Genomic DNA, 21,171 nt, shown 5'->3' on the forward strand with positions numbered 1-21,171 from the left:
ACCAACAGAGTGAGGAACTCAACATGTCGAACGAACTGGAATATCTGAGCCGGCGCGTTGCGTCCGGCAAGCTGAGCCGTCGCGATTTTCTCGGCCGGGCAGCAGCGCTCGGCGTCACCGTAACCTTCGCCAATTCGCTGCTATCCAGCGCTTCCCGCGCGGCGGGTCCGGTCAAGGGCGGCACGCTCAAGGCTGGCCTGGTCGGTGGCGAGTCCACCAACAGCCTCGATCCGGCGCTGTTCATGACGCAGGTGCCGTTCGCCTTCGGCAAGATGTGGGGCGAACTGATCGTCGAACTGTCTCCCGAAGGCAAGCTCGAGAACCGCATTGCCGAGGAGATCGGCTCGTCGGACGACGCCAAGACCTGGACGCTGAAGATCCGCGATGGCGTCGAGTTCCACGACGGCAAGAAGGTGACCGCAGATGACGTGGCCGCCACCCTCGAACGCCATTCGGACGAGAAGTCGAAGTCCGGCGCGCTCGGTTACATGAAAGGCATCGAGAGCATAAAGGCCAGCGGCAAGGAAGTGGTGCTGACGCTGAAGGAGCCGAATGCCGACCTGCCCTACCTGCTTAGCGACTATCACCTGATCATCCAGCCGAACGGCGGCAAGGACAAGGCCGATGCCGGTATCTCGGCGGGTCCTTACAAGGTCACCACCAACGAGCCCGGCGTGCGCCATGGCGGCGAGCGCTTCGCCAATTACTGGCAGGGCGACAAGATGGGCCATGCCGACCAGATAGAGATCATCGTCATCAACGACGCCACGGCCCGCACGGCGGCGCTGCAGGGCGGCCAGGTCAACATGATCAACCGGGTCGAGCCGAAGATCGTCGATCTGATCAAGCGCGTGCCCGGCGTCACCATCCGCAACCATTCGGGACCCGGCCACTACGTCTTCATCATGCACTGCGACACCGCGCCGTTCGACAACAACGACTTGCGGATGGCGTTGAAGCTGGCGATCGACCGCGAGGAGATGCTGAACAAGGTGCTGCGTGGCTATGGCTCGCTCGGCAACGACTTCCCGATCAATGCATCGTACCCGCTATTCACCGAGATCGAGCAGCGCAAATACGATCCCGATAAGGCCAAGTTCCACTACAAGAAATCGGGCCATGACGGTGCCGTCCTGCTCCGGACGTCGGACGTCGCCTTCCCCGGTGCCGTCGATGCCGCACAGCTGTTCCAGCAAAGCGCGGCCAAGGCCGGCATCAAGCTGGAGATCAAACGCGAACCGGGCGACGGCTACTGGTCGGAAGTCTGGAACAAGCAGCCCTTCTGCGCCTCCTACTGGGGCGGCCGGTCGACGCAGGACCAGATGTACTCTACCGCCTATCTGTCGACGGCCGACTGGAACGACACACGTTTCAAGCGTCCGGATTTCGACAAGATGGTGCTGGCGGCTCGCGCCGAGCTCGACGAGGCCAAGCGCAAGGCAATGTACCACGACATGGCTGTGATGGTGCGCGACGAGGGCGGCTTGATCCTGCCGATGTTCAATCAGTTCATCGACGCGACGGGCGCCAAGGTCGCCGGCTGGGTGGATGATCCGCATCAGGAGTTGATGAACGGATATGCTCTGGCGAAGTGCTGGCTCGAAGCCTGAGCCCGGCCTTGCGGATATGTCCTCACCCATCGTGAAACTGGTGGCCCAGCGCATTGCGCTGGGCATTCTGCTGCTGTTGGCCGTTTCGGTCCTGATCTTCGCCGGCACCCAAATCCTGCCCGGCGACGTCGCGCAAGCCATTCTCGGGCAGTCGGCGACACCGGAGTCGCTCGCCAATCTGCGCGAGCAGCTCGGCCTCAATGATCCCGCTTACATCCGTTATTTTCGTTGGCTCGGCGGCATCCTGACCGGTGATCTCGGCACGGCTATGTCGAGCGGTCAGGATATCGCAACCTCGATCAAGGGAAGGCTGTGGAACACGCTGTTCCTCGCCTTCTGGGCGGCGATCGTCGCGGTGCCGCTGGCGATCATCCTCGGCCTGATCGCGGTGCGCTACCGCAATGGCTGGGTCGACAAGCTGATCTCCGGGTTAGCGCTCGCCTCGACCTCGTTTCCGGAATTCTTCATCGGCTATGTGCTCGTCTTTTTCTTCGCGGTGCAACATCAATGGTTTCCCGCCATTTCCACGGTCTATGACGGGATGCCTTTCGGCGAACGCATTCAGGCCATAGCACTGCCAGCGGCGGCGCTGACCCTGGTGGTGCTCGCGCATATGATGCGCATGACGCGCGCTGCGATCCTCAATGTGATGCAGTCCGCCTATGTCGAGACCGCCGAACTCAAGGGGCTTTCGGCCTTCGCGGTCATCCGCAGGCATGCCTTCCCCAATGCCATCGCGCCGATCATCAACGTCGTGATGCTCAATCTCGCTTACCTGATCGTCGGCGTCGTCGTGGTCGAAGTTATCTTTGTCTATCCAGGCATGGGCCAATACCTCGTCGACCACGTCACCAAGCGTGACGTGCCGGTGGTGCAGGCGGTCGGGCTGATCTTCGCCGCTGTCTACATCAGCCTGAACATCATCGCGGACATAGCGGCGATCGTCGCCAATCCGCGCCTCAGACATCCGAAATGAGGGGGGCGGGTATGCTCGTCATCAAACGCATCCCCATCCCGGCATTGGTCGGCATCGTGCTGACGGCGCTGTTCGTGCTGGCAGCGATCTTTGCGCCGTGGATCGCGCCGCATGGCAATGCCGAGATCGTCAGCGACGTCCCTTGGGAACCGATGTCGGCGGCGCATTGGCTGGGCACCGACAATCTCGGCCGCGATCTGTTGTCGCGCATGATCTATGGCGCCCGCATCACCCTGTTCATCGCGGTGCTGGCGACCGCGCTGTCGTTCTCGCTCGGCGCCATCCTCGGCTTCTCGGCGGCGGTTTTCGGCGGCTGGTTCGACACGCTTCTGTCGCGTCTCGTCGATCTCCTGATGTCGATCCCGACGCTGATCATGGCGCTTGTGGTGCTGTCGGTGCTGCCATCCAATCTGGTGACGCTGATCCTGGTCATGGGCGTTCTCGACTCGACCCGCGTCTACCGCCTGTCGAGGGCGGTCGCCGTCGATATCAACGTCATGGACTATGTCGAGGCGGCCAAATTGCGCGGCGAAGGCAGCGGCTGGATCATCTTCCGGGAAATCCTGCCCAATGCGCTGTCGCCGCTGGTTTCGGAACTCGGCCTGCGCTTCATCTATGCCGTACTGTTCCTGTCGACGCTGTCCTTCCTCGGGCTTGGCGTGCAGCCGCCGGACGCCGATTGGGGCGGCATGGTCAAGGAAAACAAGGATGGCATCGTCTTCGGCATAGGCGCCGCCCTCATTCCGGCGGCGGCGATCGCAGCGCTGGCGATTTCCGTCAATCTCGTCGCCGACTGGGTGCTCAACCGTACGACAAGCCTGAAGGGAGGACGCGGGTAATGGCTGACAAGCAACCGAAGCCCGGGCAACCGAAGCCCGGGCAACCAAAGTCCGGCGTGCTGCTCGACATCCGCAATCTGCGCATCGAGGCCACGGTATATCCGCCGGGTGAGGCGCCGAAGAACATCGTGCTGGTGCACGATGTCTCGCTGACGCTCGAAAAGGGCAAGGTGCTCGGATTGATCGGCGAGTCCGGCGCCGGCAAATCGACCATCGGCCTGTCGTCGATGGGCTACGGCCGCGGCGGCGTGCGCATCACCGGCGGCGAGGTCATCCTCAATGGCCGCGACATCCTGAAGGGCGGCAACGAAGGGTTCCGCAAATTGCGCGGCCGCGAGGTCTGCTATGTCGCGCAATCGGCGGCAGCCGCCTTCAATCCGGCGCACAGGCTGATGGACCAGGTGGTCGAGGCAGCACTCCTGCACGGCACGGCGACGCGGGCCGAAGCCGAAAAACGCGCCGTGGCGCTGTTCAAGAAGCTCAGCCTGCCGAACCCCGAAAGCATCGGCGAGCGCTTTCCCCACCAGGTGTCGGGCGGTCAGCTGCAGCGCGTGATGACGGCAATGGCGCTGTGCTCGGAGCCCGACCTGATCGTCTTCGACGAGCCGACCACGGCGCTGGACGTGACGACGCAGATCGACGTCTTGGCGGCGATCAAGGATGCCATCCGCGACACGCATGTCGCGGCACTCTACATCACTCACGACCTTGCCGTCGTCGCCCAGGTCTCGGACGAGATCATGGTGTTGCGCCACGGCCGGCTGGTCGAATGGGGCGGCACCCGACAGATCATCAAGGAGCCGCGCCAAGAATACACCAACGCGCTGGTTTCGGTGCATGAGATCGAACACCAGGAGCAGAAGCCCGGCACGAGCCCGTTCCTGTCGGTCAAGAACATCACCGCCGCCTATGGCCGCAGTCACATCAAGGTGCTGAAGAACGTCTCCGTCGATATTTTCCCCGGCCAGACGCTGGCGGTGGTCGGCGAGTCCGGCTCCGGCAAATCGACACTGGCGCGCGCCATCACCGGCCTCTTGCCGCCCGAACAAGGCACCGTCACCTTCGACGGACGGCCGCTCGCCAACCGACTTGCCGACCGGCCGAAGGAGGACCTGCGCCAGCTGCAGATGATCTACCAGATGGCCGACGTGGCGATGAACCCGCGCCAGACGGTCGGCACCATCATCGGTCGGCCGCTGGAATTCTATTTTGGGATGCGCGGGCTTGAGCGCGACAAACGCGTCGCCGAACTGCTCGACAAGATCGAAATGGGTAAAGGCTATGTCGACCGCTATCCGGCCGAGCTTTCGGGCGGCCAGAAGCAGCGCGTCTGCATCGCTCGTTCGCTCGCCGCCAAGCCGAAGCTGATCATCTGCGACGAGGTGACCTCGGCGCTCGATCCGCTGGTCGCCCACGGCATACTGGAGCTGCTCCTCGGGCTGCAGAAAGAGGAAAACGTCGCCTATCTGTTCATCACCCACGACCTGGCCACGGTCAAGTCGATCGCCGATTCGATCGCCGTGATGTATCGCGGCGAAGTGGTGCGCTACGGCGCCAAGAGCACCGTGCTGACGCCACCATTCGATGCCTACACCGATCTTTTGCTATCGTCGGTGCCAGAAATGGAGATCGGCTGGCTAGAGAAAGCGATCAAGGGACGGCGCATGGCCAGCGCGGGGAACTAGCGGGCCGCCCTTTGCGCCCGACGATCCTGTCCGGGCGTGGATTGAACGGCAGGCCCGCCCTGACTTTTCCGATTAAGCCGCATGGAGGCGCCCTTGGCGTTCGACACAAAACTGTTGCTCATCATCCTCGACGGCGTGCCTTACCGGAACTGGCGACGGCTGATGGGCAATCTCGAAGGCTGGGTGCAATCAGGCGAAGCCCGCGTATGGAAAATGCGTTCCGTGCTGCCGTCGACCTCGGCATCCTGCTATGCCTCGATCCACACCGGCGTGCCGCCGCAAGTGCACGGTATCCTGTCGAACGAGAACCGGTTTCGCGTCGAACAGCCGGACATCTTTTCCGAAGTCAGCAGGGCCGGCGGCAAGACCGGTGCGGTCACCCACTCCTACTGGTCCGAATTCTTCCGGGCCTATCCGTTCGACCTGGTCGAGGACATGGAGTTCGACCAGCCGGGCAGGCCGATCAGCCATGGCCGGTTCCACACCATGACCGGCTACAATGCCAGGAACCAGATGACGCCGAGCGACGTCGACCTGTTCGCGACGTTGACCATGCTGACCAGGCGCTACGGCATCGACTACGGCATCCTGCACAGCTGTACTCTGGACTCGATGGGCCACCGCTTCGGCCATGACTGCCACGAGATGGATCATGCCGTCTATGCAATGGACGCCATGCTCGCCGGCTTCCTGCCGCGCTGGCGGAAAGCCGGCTACGAGGTGATCGTCACCGCCGATCATGGCCAGACCGATCGCGGCCATCATGGCGGCCACGACGAGGAGATGCAGAATTTCGCACTTTACTACTTCGGATCCGGCGAGGGTCCGGAAGCCAATACGCTGCTCGATCAGCTGCAGCTCGCGCCGACGGTGCTTGCGCGCCTCGGCGTGCCAGTGCCGGCGACGATGAAGGCGGAGCCGTTCCTGAGTTGAGCGCGCGCCCTCTTCTCCCTCTGGCAACGCTCCCGCTCTTCAGTTAGCCTCCGCAGATATACGGGCGGATGCGGTGAACCTTTTTGGGCCGATCAGCGACAGAGCAGGCAGGAGCCAGGCGGCTCGACCGGCGATGACGGCCGCGGAGACCGATCGCGCGCTTGTCGAGCGGGTCGCGAAAGGCGACAGTGCCGCCGTGCGGCTCCTGTTCATGCGCCACCACGCGCGGGTCTACCGCTTCGTGGCACGCCAGACGGGATCGGAACTGATGGCCGACGATATCGCGAACGAGGTGTTCCTCGAACTCTGGCGGCAGGCACCGGCCTTCGAGGGGCGCTCGGAGGTCTCGACATGGCTGCTCGGCATTGCCCGCTTCAAGGCGCTGTCCCTGCTGCGCAAAAAGAAGGAAGACTGGATCGACGACGATGACGCGGCCCAGGTCGCCGACGGCGCCGACACGCCGGAAGTCGTGACGATGAAGGAAGACAAGGCCGCCGCCTTGCGACGCTCTATCGATGCCATGCCGGAAGAGCACCGCACGGTGATCGACCTTGCCTATTATCACGGGCAATCGGTGAGCGAGATCGGCGAGGTACTCGGCATCCCGGTCGCAACGGTCAAGACCAGGATGTTCTACGCCCGCAAGAAACTCGGCGAAGCCCTCAAGGCCGCCGGTTACGACAGGGGGTGGCCATGAGCGCCGCTGAAAAGATGTCACGCCGCGACGAAATGGAAATGCTGCTGCCGTTTTATCTGAACGGCTCGCTGGAGGGCACCGAGCTCGAAGCCATCGAGGAATGGCTGGCGAGCGATCCGGCGGCGATGGCCGCACTAGGCGAGGCCGAGGCCGAATTCTCCGGCACCGCTGCCGCAAACGAGGCAATCCGCCCGCCGGCCGATGCGCTCAGCCGCTTTGCCAAGGCGCTCGACGCCGAGGCCGGCCCGTCCCGCGCGCCGGCGGCATCGTCCTGGCTGGCGCAAGCCTGGAGCCGCTTCATGGCGGTGCCCGCCGGCGTCGCCTGGGCCGCGGCCGCGGTGCTGCTGGCCCTGGTCGTCGCGCAATCCTTTGTGCAGACCGGCAACAGAGGTGGCGATTTCGAGATTGCCGGATCGGAGGACGATCTGGCCAAAATGCCGTTTGCCCTTGTGAAGTTCAAACCGGATGCGAAGCTGTCCGACATCATCGCTTTTCTCGACCAGAACCAGTTGAAGATCGCCGGCGGGCCGACCGCCGACGGCGTCTTCCGCGTCGGCGTCCCGGCCGAGACCGCCGCCGACTATCAGAAGCTGCTTGGCCTTATCGCCGCCCAGCCTTTCACCGAAGCTGCCCTGGAGGGAAGGAAACCGGCTGATGGCGGCTGAGGCGGTCATTCGATTGACGGCGGCGATGACAATCTTCGCCACGTCTGCCGTTGCACAAACCAACGATCCTAACCTCACCCAGGCTGAGATCGACTGCCTGAACCGGGGAAGTGCTGCCAACGCCGACTGCCCCAAGGATGGCGGCGGCGTGAAGGATGGCGGCAAAGCGCCGGCTCATGGAACGACGGGCGCGGTGTTTCTTCCGGGCTTGATTGTCGACCTGTTCCCCAATCCTGCCGTAGTCACCGAGGCGCCGATACCTCCTGGCAATACTGCAACCCCACCCGCCGTCGCGCCGGCAATACAGGCTGCGGTGCCGGGCGGTGCGGTGGTTGCGCCGACCGATCTTGTGGCAACCGAGCCGCTGCGCGCCGTGACCGGCGATTTCGTGCCCGACGAGGTGCTGGTCACCGTCAATGGCGATGCCGGCGCGGTCCAGCAGATCGCGGCCTCGTTCGGCCTCGAGATACGCTCGCAGCGGCAGTCGCGGCTGCTCGGCAACACGCTGGTGCGCTTCGGCATTCCCGATGGCCGCCCGGTCGGCGTCGTGCTGGCGCAGCTCGCCGCCGACGGCCGCACTTTGCGGCGTGAGGCCAACCATGTCTACTCGCTGCAGCAGGCGGCCAGCATCGCCAATTATGCGTTCGAGCGCATCGCGCTCGATGCCGACAAAGCCAGCGGCGAGAATGTGCGCGTCGGCTTCATCGACACCGGCATCGACGACGGCAATCCGGCGCTCTCCGGCGTCATCGCCGGGCAGTTCGATGCCATGCCCGACGTGCCGATCAAGGCGCGCGACCACGGCACTTCGGTCGATGGACTGATCGCCGGCACCGGCGCGTTCAAAGGCATGGCGCCGGGCGCCAGGATCTATCATGCCCGCGCCTTCGAGGGCGGCAAGTCGACCATGGACGTCATCCTTTCGGCGCTTGACTGGGCGGCGGAGCAGGATGTCCGCATCATCAACATGAGCTTCGTCGGCCCGAAGAACGACCTGCTCGGCATCGCCTGCCGCAATGCGCGCGCGCTTGGCATCGTGCTGGTCGCGGCCGCCGGCAATAACGGACCGAAGGCGCCCTATGGTTATCCGGCCGCCTTCGACGCCGTGATCGCGGTGACGGCCACCGATGCCAAGGATGGGCTGATGCCGCAAGCCAATCGCGGCGCCTACGTCTTCATCTCCGCTCCCCGCGTCGAGATGGTGGCGCCGAGCGGCGCCGGCTCGGACGTGGTGACCGGGACGTCCTTCGCCGCGGCGATCGTGACCGGCGCCGTCGCCAATCTGTTGCATGCCGCGCCCGACCGCTCCGCCGACTGGGTGGAGAAAGCACTTGCCGCCACGGCAAAGGATCTCGGCGCGAAGGGGCGGGACAATGACTTCGGCTACGGGCTTCTGAACACCAAGGCGGCCGAGGCGGCGAAGGAATAGCCCGCTCAGGTCGCGTTTTGCTGAGGACGTAGGAGAAAATAGAATGCGGCGATATGCGTTATCATCAGCAGCGGTACGTAGATGATCGGGATCGCGTAGGTGGCGCCCAGTTCGCCTGCGCGTGCAGGAAGGCCGATCTGAATGGCGTGGTAATAGTCGACGATGAGGTCAACCGTCCCTGCGACGTTGAAGGCGACGACCAACGGCCAGAAGAGCGGACGTATCCTCACCGTGAGCAGCGCCAGCATGGCCAGCACGCCGGTCGCGAAATCGCCGTAGGCGGCGAACACGGCGAAATCAGCGGGCAGATTGGGGTTTACGACGCCCGGAACGAGGAAGACGAGCCCGAAGAAGCGGAAGCTGTGCAGCGTAGCAATAGCGCGTTGCGCTGCGACCCGGTCCATCGACCTGAGCAACGGCAAACCGTACGCGCCGAAGCAGAGCAGCCACGCGAGATAGCCGAGAACAAGATGGGGTTGGAACACCATTTCCGTGGACATTTGGCCTACTCTCAATAGTTGGTTCACGCGGCTTTAAGCCCGCTACCGTAATTCGACTATCCGGTGTAATCACAACAACCCATGAAGCAGAACTACACAGTCCGACATGGTGCGCTGGAGGGCGTCGAGGCGTTCCTGGCCGTCGCCAGGCGGCGTAACTTCCGCCGGGCCGCCGCCGATCTCGGGGTGACGCCATCGGCCGTGAGCCAGGCGGTGCGCGCGCTGGAAGCTCGCCTGGGCACGGCGCTGTTCGTCCGCACGACGCGGAGCGTTGGCTTAACCGAACCTGGCCAGCGGTTCCTCGACCGTGCCGGCCCGGCATTCGAGGAGCTCGTTGCGGCCGGCGAGGCTGCTCGCGATATCGGCCAACGGCCGACCGGTCTGCTGCGCCTGTCTGTGCCTCGCGCCATCGTGCCGCTGATGTTGGAGCCGGTGCTCGCGTCGTTCTGCCAAGCCTATCCTGAGATCGAACTGGAGATCGCCGTGAGCGACCAGATGGTCGATCTCGCGACCGGCGGTTTCGACGCCGGCATCCGCCTCGGGCAACTCATCGCCGCCGACATGGTGGCGGTGCGGTTGACCCCGCCGTTCTCGTTCGTAGTCGTCGGCAGCCCTGACTATCTCGAGCGCTACGGCCGTCCCGAGCGTGTCGACGACTTGCGCCACCACGCCTGCTTACGCTTGCGTCGCTCGAATGGCGCCATCGCGCCCTGGTCGTTCATCGACGGCAACGGTGCAATCGAAGCGATCGTCTCAGGCCCGCTGATCGCGCACGACTATTCGACATTGGTCGGGGCCGCGATGCGGGGCGTCGGGCTGGCGCAGACGCCGCGACCACTCGCCGAAGGTCCGATAGCCGAAGGAAAACTCCAGTCGGTGCTGGACAGCGTCGCCACGACGACGCCGGGTGTCTTCCTTTATCATCCCGGCAAGCGCCAAGTCCTGCCGAAGCTGCGCGCCTTCATCGATCACCTCAAATCCCCGACCTGAGGCCAGGACGCACCCGCTGGTGCTGGCCAACAGCCGCCAAGAGTCGACCTCGGCCGTTCAGAGTGATTGCCTCTAGGCCGGCGCGCCGGCGACCGATCCCCTGACCACCAGGTCGACCGGCCAGACTTCGCCGTGAGCGCCCTCCTCCAGGCCGGAAATTCGCGCCGCCAGCCGTTCGGCGATGCGCGCGCCGGCGAGGCGGATCGACGAACGCGTCGTCGACAATGGCACCGAAAAATTTTCCGGCTTCAGCCAGGGAAAGACGTCGTCATGGGCGATCAGCGACAGGTCGCCCGGAATGGTCAGGCCGAGATCGCGCACCGCGCGCACCACGCCGAGCGCCATGATCAGGCTGGAGCAGGCGATCGCCGTCGGCGCGTCGCTTTGTTCCAGCAGACGCCTGGCGGCGCGGTAGCCGTTCTCCTCGGTCATGGTGAGGGAACAGACATGCTGATCACGAAGCACCAGGCCGCTCGCCGCAAGCGCGCGGCGCACGCCGCGCTCGCGATGGATAGCGAAGGTCTCGCGATCGTCTCCATTGATCAGCGCCAGGCGCCTGTGACCGAGCTGAACGAGTAGCCGCGCCGCCTCGTGGAAGGCGCCCTCATTGTCGATGTCGGTGAACGGATAGTCGAAATCGAAGCCTTCGCTGCGGCCATGGACGATGAAGGGAATGCCGAGCGTGTTGACGAGTGCCACCCGCCGGTCGGCCGGCCTCGGCGACGAGATATAGACCGCGTCGACCTGCCGGTTGGCGACAATGCGGCGGTAGGTCGTCTCCTGGTCGTCGGCATCGGCCGGTGACAGCACCAGGTCGAGCTCGTGCGAACGCGCATAGTCGCCGAGGCCGGACAGGAACTCGACGAAATGCGGGTCGATGTCGACGGTCGTTCCCGTCGGCAGCACATAGCCGATCATGCCGGTCTTGCCGGTCGCCAGCCGGCGGGCGCTCGGATTGGGGCGATAGCCGTGACGCTTGGCGGCATCGACCACCCGCCGGCGCGTTTCCTCGTTGACTTCCGGGTAGCCGTTCAATGCGCGGCTCACCGTAGTCTGCGAAAGCGCCAGCATGTGGGAGAGCTGCTTGAGGTTCACCGGAGGCCTCCAACCTCAAAGCGCTTTTAATCTGAATCGAGCTAGCCGCTACGAACCGCGTTGCCGAGCGCACTGACCATACGCACGGTTCGGACCGGTTTGAAGCCGAATTTGCTGCTGCACCGCCAGAAAACTGTGCTGCAGCGCACTTTCGCCGGCACTCGACCGCAGAAATTGAATCGATTAATTTGGCTTCCTCTTGACTCGCGATCAATTCAGTGGCGAGATCAAAATCACCAAAGCGCTTTGGAAGACTCTACGAAAGGTTGCAGTTCCTTTCCGACTGAGTCACAGTCCTGCAGCGCCGGCGGACGGAATGGAGGTTTCGTTCGGTGTTTGTCACCACTGGGAGGGAATACCGATGAAGAAAATGCTTCTGCTGGGCGCTGCGTTTGCCACGCTTGCGCTCGCCATGCCGGCGCAAGCCGAACTGAAGTTCAAGCCGGGCGAAGATCCCCGTTTCAACTGGGCGAACTACGAAGAGCTCAAGAAAGTCGACCTCAAGGGCGAGACGCTGACGATCTTCGGGCCGTGGCGCGGCGAGGACGAAGGGCTTATCCGCACCGTCCTCGATTACTTCTCCGAAGCCACCGGCGCCGAGATCAAGTACTCCTCGTCGGAGAATTACGAGCAGCAGATCGTCATCGACACGCAGGCCGGCAGCCCGCCCAACATCGCCGTGCTGCCGCAGCCGGGCCTGATCCAGGATCTGGCATCGAAGGGTCTTTTGACGCCGCTCGGCGACGAAACCGCCAACTGGGTAAAGGACAATTACGGCGCCGGCCAATCCTGGGTCGATCTCGGCACGTTCAAGGACAAGGACGGCAAGCCCGGCTTCTTCGCCTTTCCGTATAAGGCCGACGTGAAGTCGCTGGTCTGGTACTCGCCGGACAATTTCGAGGAAGCCGGCTACAAGGTGCCGAAGACGCAGGAAGAGCTTGCCGAGCTCGAAAAGAAGATCATCGCCGACGGCGGCACGCCATGGTGCATCGGGCTTGGTTCGGGCGGCGCCACCGGCTGGCCGGCGACCGACTGGGTCGAAGACATCATGCTGCGCACCCAGACGCCCGAGACCTACGACAAATGGGTGAAGAACGAAATTCCGTTCAACGATCCGGCAGTGGTCAACGCCATCGACATTTTCGGCAAGATCGCCACCGACGACAAGATGGTCGAGGGCGGCGCCAAGGCGGTTGCGGCGACCGATTTCCGTGACAGCCCGAAGGGCCTCTTCTCGGTGCCGCCAAAATGTTATCTGCACCATCAGGCATCGTTCATCCCGACCTTCTTCCCGCAAGGCACCAAGATCGGCGAGGATGCCGACTTCTTCTACTTCCCGCCTTACGCTTCCAAGCCCGAGCTCGGCACTCCGGTGCTCGGCGCCGGCACGCTCGCCATGATCACCAAAGACAGCAAGAGTGCCCGCGCGTTCATCGAATTCCTGAAGCTGCCGCTCGCTCATGAGATCTGGATGGCGCAGGGCGGCTTCGTGACGCCGTTCAAGTCGGTCAACAAGGACGCCTATGCCAGCGACGCGCTGAAGAAGCAGGGCGAGATCCTGGCCAACGCCTCGACCTTCCGCTTCGACGGGTCCGACCTGATGCCGGGCAAGATCGGCGCCGGTGCGTTCTGGACCGGCATGATCGACCTGGTCGGCGGCAAGTCCGCCCAGGACGTCGCCACCGACATCCAGAAAAGCTGGGACGCGATCAAGTAAGCGGCCGGCTTGAGTTCCAAATGTGATGTGGTCCGGGCCTCAAACGGCCCGGACCTTATCCGGTGCTTGGCGTCGCGTCGATTGTCGTGAGCACAACGCATTCCGGCATGACGCGCGCCCAGTGACCTGCTTTCCGGCTGGTCGCGCTCCAGACAACTGAATCGGCGCATGATCCCGTCGCCAAAGCCATTCTCGACTGGCGGATCCGTGCGCAGGGGGAGGGACCCATGGCGGCTCAGATTTTCTCGGCGATATTCGTCATCATCATCGGCGTGGGCGGCTGCGTCGCCTATTTCTGGGGCGCCAACAAGGCACTCGACACGATCTTTCCGGCACGCGGCGTTTCCGGCAAGGCGGCGATCAACAATCTGCGCCGGCAGGGGGTGATCCGACCCTGGCTGTTCGTCGGCCCGGCGATGATCATCCTCACGATCTACCTGATCTACCCGGTAGTGGAGACGCTGAGGCTGTCGTTCCTCGATCGCGGCGGCGCCCATTTCGTCGGCTTGGCCAACTATCAATGGGCGTTCGGCGACCGCGAGTTCCGCAACTCGATCCTCAACAACATCATCTGGCTGGCGGTGGTGCCGGCCGCCTGCACCTTCCTCGGGCTGATCATCGCCGTGCTCACCGACAAGATCTGGTGGGGCACCATCGCAAAAAGCCTGATCTTCCTGCCGCTCGCCATCTCGTTCGTCGGCGCCAGCGTCATCTGGAAATTCATCTACGAATATCGCGGCGAGGGCCAGACGCAGATCGGCCTGCTCAATGCCATCATCCAGTATTTCGGCGGCCAGCCGCAGGTCTGGATCTCGCTGCCGTTCTGGAACAACTTCTTCCTGATGGTCATCCTGATCTGGATCCAGACCGGCTTTGCCATGGTCATCCTGTCGTCGGCCTTGCGCGGCATTCCGGAAGAGACGCTGGAAGCCGCCGTCATCGACGGCGCCAACCCTTTCCAGATCTTCTGGAAGATCATGGTGCCGCAGATCTGGGGCACCATCGCCGTCGTCTGGACCACCATCACCATCCTGGTGCTGAAGGTTTTCGACATCGTGCTGACCATGACCAACGGCCAGTGGAACAGCCAGGTGCTGGCCAATCTGATGTTCGACTGGATGTTCCGCGGCGGCGGCGATTTTGGCCGCGGCGCCACCATCGCCATCATCATCATGATAGCGGTCATTCCGATCATGGTCTGGAACATCCGCCAGGCAAACAAAGAGACGGAAGGGCATTGAGATGGCCGTGGCGACCGGAAAGTCCTTTGTCAGCCGTTTCGGCGTCCATATCGCCGTCTTCATCTTCGTTGCGATCTGGACGATCCCGACGCTCGGCATTCTGGTCTCGTCGCTGCGCGACAAGGACCAGATCATCGCTTCGGGCTGGTGGAACTCGTTCACCAGTTCCAGCCAGACGGAGGCCGGACGGCTGCCGCCCGCCTCGGCGCAAGTCGAGAAGGACGGCAAGTTCATCCTGCAAGGCAATATTTTCGGCGACGGTCCGGCCCGCAACATCAGCGCCTTCGGCGTCAAGTCGGCAGCGCCGACGCAATATCCCGCCGGCACGACAGCCGATCTCGGCGACGGCGTGACCCTGCAGCTCAATGCCGACGGCAGTTTCGTCATGACCTCGCCGAAGGCTTTCGAAGGCGAGCGCGGCCAGCGCGTCTATTACGCCTCGTCGGCGCCGCCGAAATTCACCACCGACAATTACGACACGGTGCTGTTTTCGGAGGGCATCGGCCGCTCCTTCATGAACTCGCTGACCGTCACCATTCCGGCGACCGTCATCCCGATCCTGATCGCCGCGTTCGCCGCTTACGCGCTGGCCTGGATGCGCTTTCCCGGCCGGGCGCTGCTCATCGCCGTCATCATCGGCCTCCTGGTCGTGCCGCTGCAGATGTCGCTGATCCCGCTATTGAAGCTCTATAACGGCGTCGGCAGCTTCTTCGGCGTGCCGTCGAAGACCTATCTCGGCATCTGGCTGGCGCATACCGGCTTCGGCCTGCCTTTCGCCATCTATCTGTTGAGGAGCTATATCGCCGGCCTGCCACGCGAGATCATGGAGTCGGCACGCATCGACGGGGCCAGCGATTTCGAGATCTTCGTCAAGATCGTGCTGCCATTGTCGTTCCCGGTGCTGGCCTCGTTCGCCATCTTCCAGTTTCTCTGGGTGTGGAACGATCTGCTGGTGGCGATGGTTTTCCTTGGTACCGAGGGCGACCAGATCGTGCTTACCGCCAAGCTCAATGCGTTGCTCGGCTCGCGCGGCGGCGACTGGGAGATCCTGACGACATCGGCCTTCGTCACCATCATCGTGCCGCTGATCGTGTTCTTCTCGCTGCAGCGCTATTTCGTCCGCGGGCTGCTTGCCGGCTCGGTGAAAGGAGGTTGAGATCATGCAATCCGCTTTGAAGGCGACCCCGAAGCCCGATCTCGCTATCGATCGCGATTGGTGGCGAGGTGCCGTGATCTACCAGATCTACCCGCGCAGCTATCAGGATTCGAACGGCGACGGCATCGGCGACCTCAGGGGCATTATCGGCCGGCTGCCCTATATCGCCTCGCTCGGCGTCGACGCCATCTGGATCTCGCCGTTCTTCAAATCGCCGATGAAGGACTTTGGCTACGACGTGTCGGATTATTGCGAAGTCGATCCGATGTTCGGCACGCTGGCCGACTTCGACGCGCTGACCGCAGAGGCGCACCGGCTTGGCCTCAAGGTGATGATCGACGAGGTGCTCTCGCACACCGCCGACATCCATCCGTGGTTCAAGGAAAGCCGGTCGAGCCGCAGCAATCCAAAAGCCGACTGGTATGTCTGGGCGGATGCCAAGCCGGACGGCACGCCGCCCAACAACTGGCTGTCTATCTTCGGCGGCTCGGCCTGGCAGTGGGACACCAGCCGCCAGCAATATTATCTGCATAATTTCCTGGCCGAGCAGCCTGACCTCAACTTCCACAGCCGCGCGGTCCAGGACGCGCTGCTCGACGTCACCCGCTTCTGGCTGGAGCGCGGCGTCGACGGTTTTCGCCTCGATACCATCAATTTCTATTTCCACAGCCAGGGCCTCGAAAACAATCCGCCGCTGCCGCCCGAGCAGCGCAACGACCAGACGGCGCCGGCCGTCAACCCCTACAACTACCAGGACCATCTGTACGACAAGAGCCGGCCTGAAAACCTCGGCTTCCTCGAACGCTTCCGCGCCTTGCTCGACGAATACCCGGCGACGGCCGCGGTTGGCGAGGTCGGCGACTCGCAGCGTGGGCTGGAAGTGGTGGCGGCCTATACGGCCGGCGGCAAGCGCGTGCATATGTGTTACTCCTTCGACTTCCTGGCGCCGGAGAAGATCAGCGCGGCAAAGGTGCGCTCGGTGCTGGAAACCTTCGGCAAGGTGGCCAGCGACGGCTGGTCGTGCTGGGCCTTCTCCAACCATGACGTGATGCGCCCTGCCTCGCGCTGGGCAGCCGGCGAGCCCGACCCGACCGCCTACCTCAAGGTCATCTCCGCGCTGCTGATGTCGTTGCGCGGCTCGGTCTGCATCTATCAGGGCGAGGAGCTCGGGCTCAGCGAGGCCGAGCTCAGCTTCGAGGATCTGCAGGACCCATACGGCATCCGCTTCTGGCCTGAATTCAAGGGCCGCGACGGCTGCCGTACGCCGATGGTTTGGGACGGCGCTGCCCGCAATGGCGGCTTCTCGACGGCAAAGCCCTGGCTGCCGGTGCCCAGCAAGCACCTTGCGCAAGCCGTCAACGTGCAGCAGGGCGACGACGGCTCGCTGCTCGAGCACTACCGGCGCTTCCTGGCTTTCCGCCGCGCCCATCCGGCACTGGCCAAGGGTGATATCGAGTTCATCGAAAGCGAGGGCGACACCGTCGCCTTCACCCGCCGCGAAGGCAACGAGCAGATCGTCTGCGCCTTCAATCTCGGAGCAAAGCCGGCCGAAGTCGATCTTGGCGGCCGCTCATTGCAGCCCTTGCCGGGACACGGGTTTTCGGGACAGACTGGCGCCGGCACTATCCGCCTCGGCGGCTACGGCGCCTGGTTCGGGCGTATCGACTGAATTCAAGGAAGAACTGGAGGGTACCATGGCCGATGTCACGCTAAGGCAAGTGAGGAAATCATATGGCAATCTCAACATTCTGCACGGCGTCGACCTCGACATAAAGTCGGGCGAATTCATCGTCTTCGTCGGTCCCTCTGGTTGCGGCAAGTCGACCTTGCTGCGCTGCATCGCCGGGCTGGAGGAGATCACCTCGGGCGAGCTCAAGATCGACGGCGAGATCGTCAACGACGTGCCGCCGTCAAAGCGCGGCATCGCCATGGTGTTCCAGTCCTATGCGCTTTATCCGCACATGACCGTCTACGACAACATGGCCTTCTCGATGAAGATCGGCAAGGAAAGCAAGGCCGAGATCGACAAGCGGGTGCGCCAGGCGGCCGAGATCCTGCAGCTGACCAAATATCTCGACCGCCTGCCCAAGGCGATGTCGGGCGGCCAGCGCCAGCGCGTCGCCATCGGCCGCGCCATCGTGCGCAATCCCAAGGTTTTTCTGTTCGACGAACCGCTATCCAACCTCGACGCGGCGCTGCGCGTCGCCACCCGCATCGAGATCGCCAAGCTCAAGGAGTCGATGCCGGCCACGACGATGATCTACGTCACCCACGACCAGGTCGAGGCGATGACGCTGGCCGACCGCATCGTCGTGCTGAAGGAAGGCCATATCGAACAGGTCGGCACGCCGATGGAGCTCTACAAGCGGCCCGGCAATCTTTTCGTCGCCCAGTTCATCGGCTCGCCGGCGATGAACATCCTGCCGGCGACGATCGACAAGACCGGCAACCCGACGGTCGTCAGCCATGTCGGCGGCCGCAAGGCAACGGTGCCGATCGCAACGCCTGCGTCGGCGAAAGGCGCAGCGGTGAGCTTCGGGGTGAGGCCGGAGGATCTGATGATTGCCACCGGCGCCGACTATTTGTTCGAAGGGACGGTCGATTACGTCGAGCAGCTCGGCGAGGTCCAGCTCGTCTATGTCGACATCGGCCGCGCCGACCTGCCGCTGGTGACCAAGCTGCCGGGCAATGTCGAGATCAAGCGCGGAGCGACACTGCGGCTGACGGCGGACGCCGGAGACCTGCATATTTTCGACGCGGACGGGCGCTCTTTCGCGCTCCATGAAGCAGAAGCAAAGGCGGCTTGAAGCAGGCATTCTTCCGCCATGCAAGGGACAAGAGCGGGGGGCATGGCCCGCCGCTCTTGTCTGGAATTCCAGTTCGGCCGTTAGAGCGGTTCATCGTTTCACGGAACGCCGAACCGCTCTATCTCCTTGTTTTGACGCAATTCCGGACGGCCGTTTCACACTTTTCCTGGAATTGCTCTAGTTGTTGCCGAAGAGGTTGCGGTCGGCGCCCTGAGGCGCGGACTTGGGCACATCGCCAGACGAATTCAGCAGCTTGTAGATCGGTGAGTTGCTGTCCCGCACCGAATACGTCTGCGTCTTGTCGACGTTGACGGTCGACTGCTTGTTGATGTCGGTCCCGCCAACATTGTCGTTGCGGGCATAAGCGCTGCCGGCGGCAATCAAGAGCGCGGCGGCAGTAAGAACAATCTTTTTCATTTTGGGTCTCCTGGATTTTCGAAATCAAGCGGCGGGCATGCCGCCGCCCTGATGCTGGGATCGGCTGTTAGTTGTTGCCGAAGAGGTTACGGTCGGCGCCCTGGACAACCGGCTGCTTTTCAGCCTGGTCCGACGTCTTGACGGAAGCCGTGTAGGAGCTGTCGACCGAGACAGCAGGCGGGTTGGCTCCGTTGGAACCAAAGTTGTCGCTGCCGGCGAAGGCGCTGCCGGTGATGGCCAAAACGGCGGCGGCAGCAAGAACGATCTTTTTCATCTTAATACTCCTGAATTTTTCAGATCCCCGGACGGCGGATATGCCCGCCGCCCTGATGCTGGGATCGGCTGTTAGTTGTTGCCGAAGAGGTTACGGTCGGCGCCCTGGACAGCCGGCTGGTCAGCATGAGCCGGCTTCTGAATGGAAGCCGTATACGAGCTGTCGACCGCAGCGGCAGGCTGGTTCGCACCCTTGGAACCAAAGTTGTCGCTGCCAGCGAAGGCGCTGCCGGTGATGGCCAAAACGGCGACGGCGGCAAGAGCGATCTTTTTCATTTTTTAGTACTCCAGTATCTTAGTTTTCCGTCCGTCTAGCGGCGTGCCTTGGGGGGAATTCGCGTCGTTCGGACAGCCCCGATGTGGGAAAGCCAATGGCCAGTTTCCAATCACGAAGTTTTTTGGTGTGGACCAAGAATCTACACCTTGAAATTGTGCCAGAGATTCCCTTCGCCACATTTTTATCGTTTAATGTCAAGCAGATAGTCTATCGCCTCGGTCTGGCTGCAAGATGACTTGGGAGGCAGCGTTCACAGCGTCCTGCACGCATTGTCAACAGAAACGAACCGTTCGGTTCGATTTTTTAAACCGATAAAAGTCGCAGCCGAGGTTCTTTGTCGAATCGTTAACCATTTCGGCCGAATGCGGCGTCGGCGTTGCGGCTGCTTTTGGCCTGCCTTATGCCGCCCAACGAAGGCAGCAACCGGGCAAGCAGAACCGGGTCAGACCCCGTAACGTTCGGTGCGGATTAGTGCCGCAGGCACCCCGGCATCGATCAGTGCCTCGGCGGCGGCCGTCACGAATGCGTTCGAGCCGCAGACAAAGGCGAGCTTCGGCGGCGCCGGCAGCCTGGTCATGGCTTGCACCATCATCGCGGCGTCGACCCGCCGCGCATAATCCGCCGGACGGCGGGCCGGCTCGCGCGTCAGCGTCAGCACCAGGTCGAAGCCATCCCGGCGCTCGGCGAGGTCGATCAGCTCATCGCGAAAGATCACCTCGTCCCAGACCCGCGCCGAAAACACCAGGGCGGCGGCGACCAGCGATCCCCGCATCGCCCGGTGGCGGAGCATCGACATCAGCGGCACCACGCCCGACCCGCCGCCGACGAGCAGGAGCGGGCCGCCATCGCCGTCGGACCAGACGAAATGGCCGCCGAGCGGCCCGCGCAATTCGACCTCGTCGCCCACCGCCGCTATCTCGTGAAAGAACGGCGAGACCTCGCCGTCCTCGAGTTTTTCAATCGCCAGCTCGATGGTCTCGCCGGTCTCCGGCGCCGAGGCGATGGAGTAGGAGCGGCGCGCCTGATAGCCGTCCGGCGCCGTCAGCCTGACATCGACATGCTGTCCGGCACGATAGACGAAGGGCCGCGACGGCTGCAGGAAGAAGCTGGTGACGCGCGGCGTGCGCTTTTGGATGCGGGTGATGGTGACCGTCTGCCAGGGCGACTGCGCCGCCGGGCCGTCGCTCATGGATCGTTCGTGTAGCGCTGCTCGCGCCACGGATCGCCATAGATATGATAGCCTCGCAACTCCCAGAAACCCGGCTCGTCACGCTCTGTGAACTGCAGCCCGTTCAGCCATTTGGCCGATTTCCAGAAATAGAGATGCGGAACGAGCAGCCGGGCCGGGCCGCCATGGTCGGGAGTGATCGGCTTGCCCTGGTAAAGCAGTGCCACCATCGCCTTGCCGCCGCTGATATCCTTCGTCGGCACGTTGGTGGAATAGCCGTCGAAACCCAGCGCCAGCGTGAAGGCGGTGGGCGGCTCGATGCCAGCGTCGGCAAGGATGTCGTCGACGAGCACGCCCTGCCACGCCGTGTCGAACTTGGTCCATGCAGTGACGCAATGGATGTCGCGCGTCATCTTGGTCAAGGGCAGCGCGTTGAACTCGGCCCAGTTCCACTTCTTGATCGGCCGCGGCCCGTGCTTAAGCGTGAACGACCAATCCTCGGTGCGGACATGCGGCGTCGGGCCGGCCGACAGGACCGGGAAACCTTGCTCGAGATATTGCCCCGGCGGGATACGTGCATCCGTATCCTTCGGCGGCTTTCGTCCGGAAGAGAAACCTCGGGTAACCATCGAGAATATCCGTTTGCGCAAGGTCCAATCGACCTTTGTCAGTTTTCTCGAAGACGCGAGCGCGGGC

General features: G+C 63.2%; 21 protein-coding genes. 14 read left to right on the forward strand and 7 right to left on the reverse strand.

Translation table 11 applies throughout. The annotated features are described in order from the left end of the window. The first annotated feature begins 23 nt into the window (after positions 1 to 23). The 8 genes from NKI08_RS04180 (at position 24) to NKI08_RS04215 (ending at position 8,834) form a co-directional block, all read left to right on the forward strand. Complete coding sequence (locus NKI08_RS04180) at positions 24 to 1,610, forward strand: ABC transporter substrate-binding protein (RefSeq protein WP_352767346.1); 1,587 nt, start codon at positions 24 to 26, stop codon at positions 1,608 to 1,610. 16 nt (positions 1,611 to 1,626) lie between these two features. After that, on the forward strand, positions 1,627 to 2,586 hold the full coding sequence (locus NKI08_RS04185) for an ABC transporter permease (protein WP_352469849.1): 960 nt from the start codon (positions 1,627 to 1,629) through the stop codon (positions 2,584 to 2,586). Between the two features lie 11 nt (positions 2,587 to 2,597). Beyond that, on the forward strand, positions 2,598 to 3,425 hold the full coding sequence (locus NKI08_RS04190; RefSeq protein ID WP_352469848.1) for an ABC transporter permease: 828 nt from the start codon (positions 2,598 to 2,600) through the stop codon (positions 3,423 to 3,425). Further along, complete coding sequence (locus NKI08_RS04195; RefSeq protein ID WP_352540352.1) at positions 3,425 to 5,110, forward strand: ABC transporter ATP-binding protein; 1,686 nt, start codon at positions 3,425 to 3,427, stop codon at positions 5,108 to 5,110. Before NKI08_RS04190 ends, NKI08_RS04195 begins: the two co-directional genes overlap by 1 nt. Before the next feature lie 93 nt (positions 5,111 to 5,203). Continuing rightward, positions 5,204 to 6,043 (forward strand): alkaline phosphatase family protein, encoded by an 840-nt coding sequence (locus NKI08_RS04200; protein WP_352767349.1) that lies wholly within the window; start codon positions 5,204 to 5,206, stop codon positions 6,041 to 6,043. 133 nt (positions 6,044 to 6,176) lie between these two features. After that, complete coding sequence (locus tag NKI08_RS04205) at positions 6,177 to 6,740, forward strand: sigma-70 family RNA polymerase sigma factor (protein ID WP_352767351.1); 564 nt, start codon at positions 6,177 to 6,179, stop codon at positions 6,738 to 6,740. Further along, complete coding sequence (locus NKI08_RS04210; protein WP_352767353.1) at positions 6,737 to 7,405, forward strand: anti-sigma factor; 669 nt, start codon at positions 6,737 to 6,739, stop codon at positions 7,403 to 7,405. The genes NKI08_RS04205 and NKI08_RS04210 overlap by 4 nt, the downstream gene beginning before the upstream one ends. Beyond that, the gene (locus NKI08_RS04215) at positions 7,395 to 8,834 is read left to right on the forward strand and encodes a S8 family serine peptidase (protein ID WP_352767355.1); all 1,440 of its coding nucleotides are present in this window, start codon (positions 7,395 to 7,397) and stop codon (positions 8,832 to 8,834) included. The genes NKI08_RS04210 and NKI08_RS04215 overlap by 11 nt, the downstream gene beginning before the upstream one ends. 5 nt (positions 8,835 to 8,839) lie before the next feature. On the opposite strand, the gene NKI08_RS04220 is transcribed toward NKI08_RS04215, so the two are convergent. Next, positions 8,840 to 9,334 (reverse strand): DUF8737 domain-containing protein, encoded by a 495-nt coding sequence (locus NKI08_RS04220; RefSeq protein WP_352767357.1) that lies wholly within the window; start codon positions 9,332 to 9,334, stop codon positions 8,840 to 8,842. An 81-nt stretch (positions 9,335 to 9,415) separates the two neighbouring features. Here NKI08_RS04220 and NKI08_RS04225 point away from each other — a divergent pair, with 81 nt between their 5' ends. Beyond that, positions 9,416 to 10,324, forward strand: coding sequence for a LysR family transcriptional regulator (locus NKI08_RS04225; protein WP_352767359.1), 909 nt, complete (start codon positions 9,416 to 9,418; stop codon positions 10,322 to 10,324). A gap of 72 nt (positions 10,325 to 10,396) precedes the next feature. Here NKI08_RS04225 and NKI08_RS04230 read toward each other — a convergent pair whose 3' ends face one another. Then, positions 10,397 to 11,419 carry a substrate-binding domain-containing protein gene (locus tag NKI08_RS04230; protein ID WP_352469840.1) on the reverse strand — a complete coding sequence of 341 codons (1,023 nt, stop codon included), beginning with the start codon at positions 11,417 to 11,419 and terminating at the stop codon, positions 10,397 to 10,399. A gap of 361 nt (positions 11,420 to 11,780) precedes the next feature. On the opposite strand from NKI08_RS04230, the gene NKI08_RS04235 reads away from it, so the two are divergent. The 5 genes from NKI08_RS04235 (at position 11,781) to NKI08_RS04255 (ending at position 18,340) form a co-directional block, all read left to right on the forward strand. Next, positions 11,781 to 13,136, forward strand: a complete 1,356-nt coding sequence (locus NKI08_RS04235; RefSeq protein WP_352469839.1) for an ABC transporter substrate-binding protein — start codon at positions 11,781 to 11,783, stop codon at positions 13,134 to 13,136. A 227-nt stretch (positions 13,137 to 13,363) separates the two neighbouring features. After that, positions 13,364 to 14,377 carry a carbohydrate ABC transporter permease gene (locus tag NKI08_RS04240; protein ID WP_352540346.1) on the forward strand — a complete coding sequence of 338 codons (1,014 nt, stop codon included), beginning with the start codon at positions 13,364 to 13,366 and terminating at the stop codon, positions 14,375 to 14,377. Between the two features lies 1 nt (position 14,378). Further along, positions 14,379 to 15,533 (forward strand): carbohydrate ABC transporter permease, encoded by a 1,155-nt coding sequence (locus NKI08_RS04245; protein WP_352767362.1) that lies wholly within the window; start codon positions 14,379 to 14,381, stop codon positions 15,531 to 15,533. A gap of 4 nt (positions 15,534 to 15,537) precedes the next feature. Next, the gene (gene bglA / locus NKI08_RS04250) at positions 15,538 to 17,202 is read left to right on the forward strand and encodes a beta-galactosidase BglA (RefSeq protein ID WP_352767364.1); all 1,665 of its coding nucleotides are present in this window, start codon (positions 15,538 to 15,540) and stop codon (positions 17,200 to 17,202) included. Positions 17,203 to 17,227: 25 nt separating this feature from the next. Beyond that, positions 17,228 to 18,340, forward strand: a complete 1,113-nt coding sequence (locus NKI08_RS04255) for an ABC transporter ATP-binding protein (RefSeq protein ID WP_352469836.1) — start codon at positions 17,228 to 17,230, stop codon at positions 18,338 to 18,340. Positions 18,341 to 18,517: 177 nt separating this feature from the next. Here NKI08_RS04255 and NKI08_RS04260 read toward each other — a convergent pair whose 3' ends face one another. From NKI08_RS04260 to NKI08_RS04280, 5 genes are all read right to left on the reverse strand, one after another. Further along, positions 18,518 to 18,757, reverse strand: a complete 240-nt coding sequence (locus tag NKI08_RS04260; RefSeq protein ID WP_352454766.1) for a DUF680 domain-containing protein — start codon at positions 18,755 to 18,757, stop codon at positions 18,518 to 18,520. Positions 18,758 to 18,824: 67 nt separating this feature from the next. Then, positions 18,825 to 19,031: a DUF680 domain-containing protein gene (locus NKI08_RS04265; RefSeq protein WP_352743858.1), complete on the reverse strand. Its 207-nt coding sequence runs from the start codon at positions 19,029 to 19,031 to the stop codon at positions 18,825 to 18,827. A 71-nt stretch (positions 19,032 to 19,102) separates the two neighbouring features. Then, positions 19,103 to 19,306 carry a DUF680 domain-containing protein gene (locus NKI08_RS04270; protein WP_352767367.1) on the reverse strand — a complete coding sequence of 68 codons (204 nt, stop codon included), beginning with the start codon at positions 19,304 to 19,306 and terminating at the stop codon, positions 19,103 to 19,105. Positions 19,307 to 19,749: 443 nt separating this feature from the next. Then, complete coding sequence (locus NKI08_RS04275; protein ID WP_352472528.1) at positions 19,750 to 20,496, reverse strand: FAD-binding oxidoreductase; 747 nt, start codon at positions 20,494 to 20,496, stop codon at positions 19,750 to 19,752. After that, a complete protein-coding gene (locus NKI08_RS04280) occupies positions 20,493 to 21,104 on the reverse strand; it encodes a molybdopterin-dependent oxidoreductase (RefSeq protein WP_352767369.1) in 612 nt (203 codons plus the stop codon). Before NKI08_RS04280 ends, NKI08_RS04275 begins: the two co-directional genes overlap by 4 nt. Positions 21,105 to 21,171: the final 67 nt, after the last annotated feature.

Origin of the sequence: Mesorhizobium sp. M0768 (genome assembly GCF_040320195.1) — a bacterium.
Taxonomy (GTDB): domain Bacteria; phylum Pseudomonadota; class Alphaproteobacteria; order Rhizobiales; family Rhizobiaceae; genus Mesorhizobium.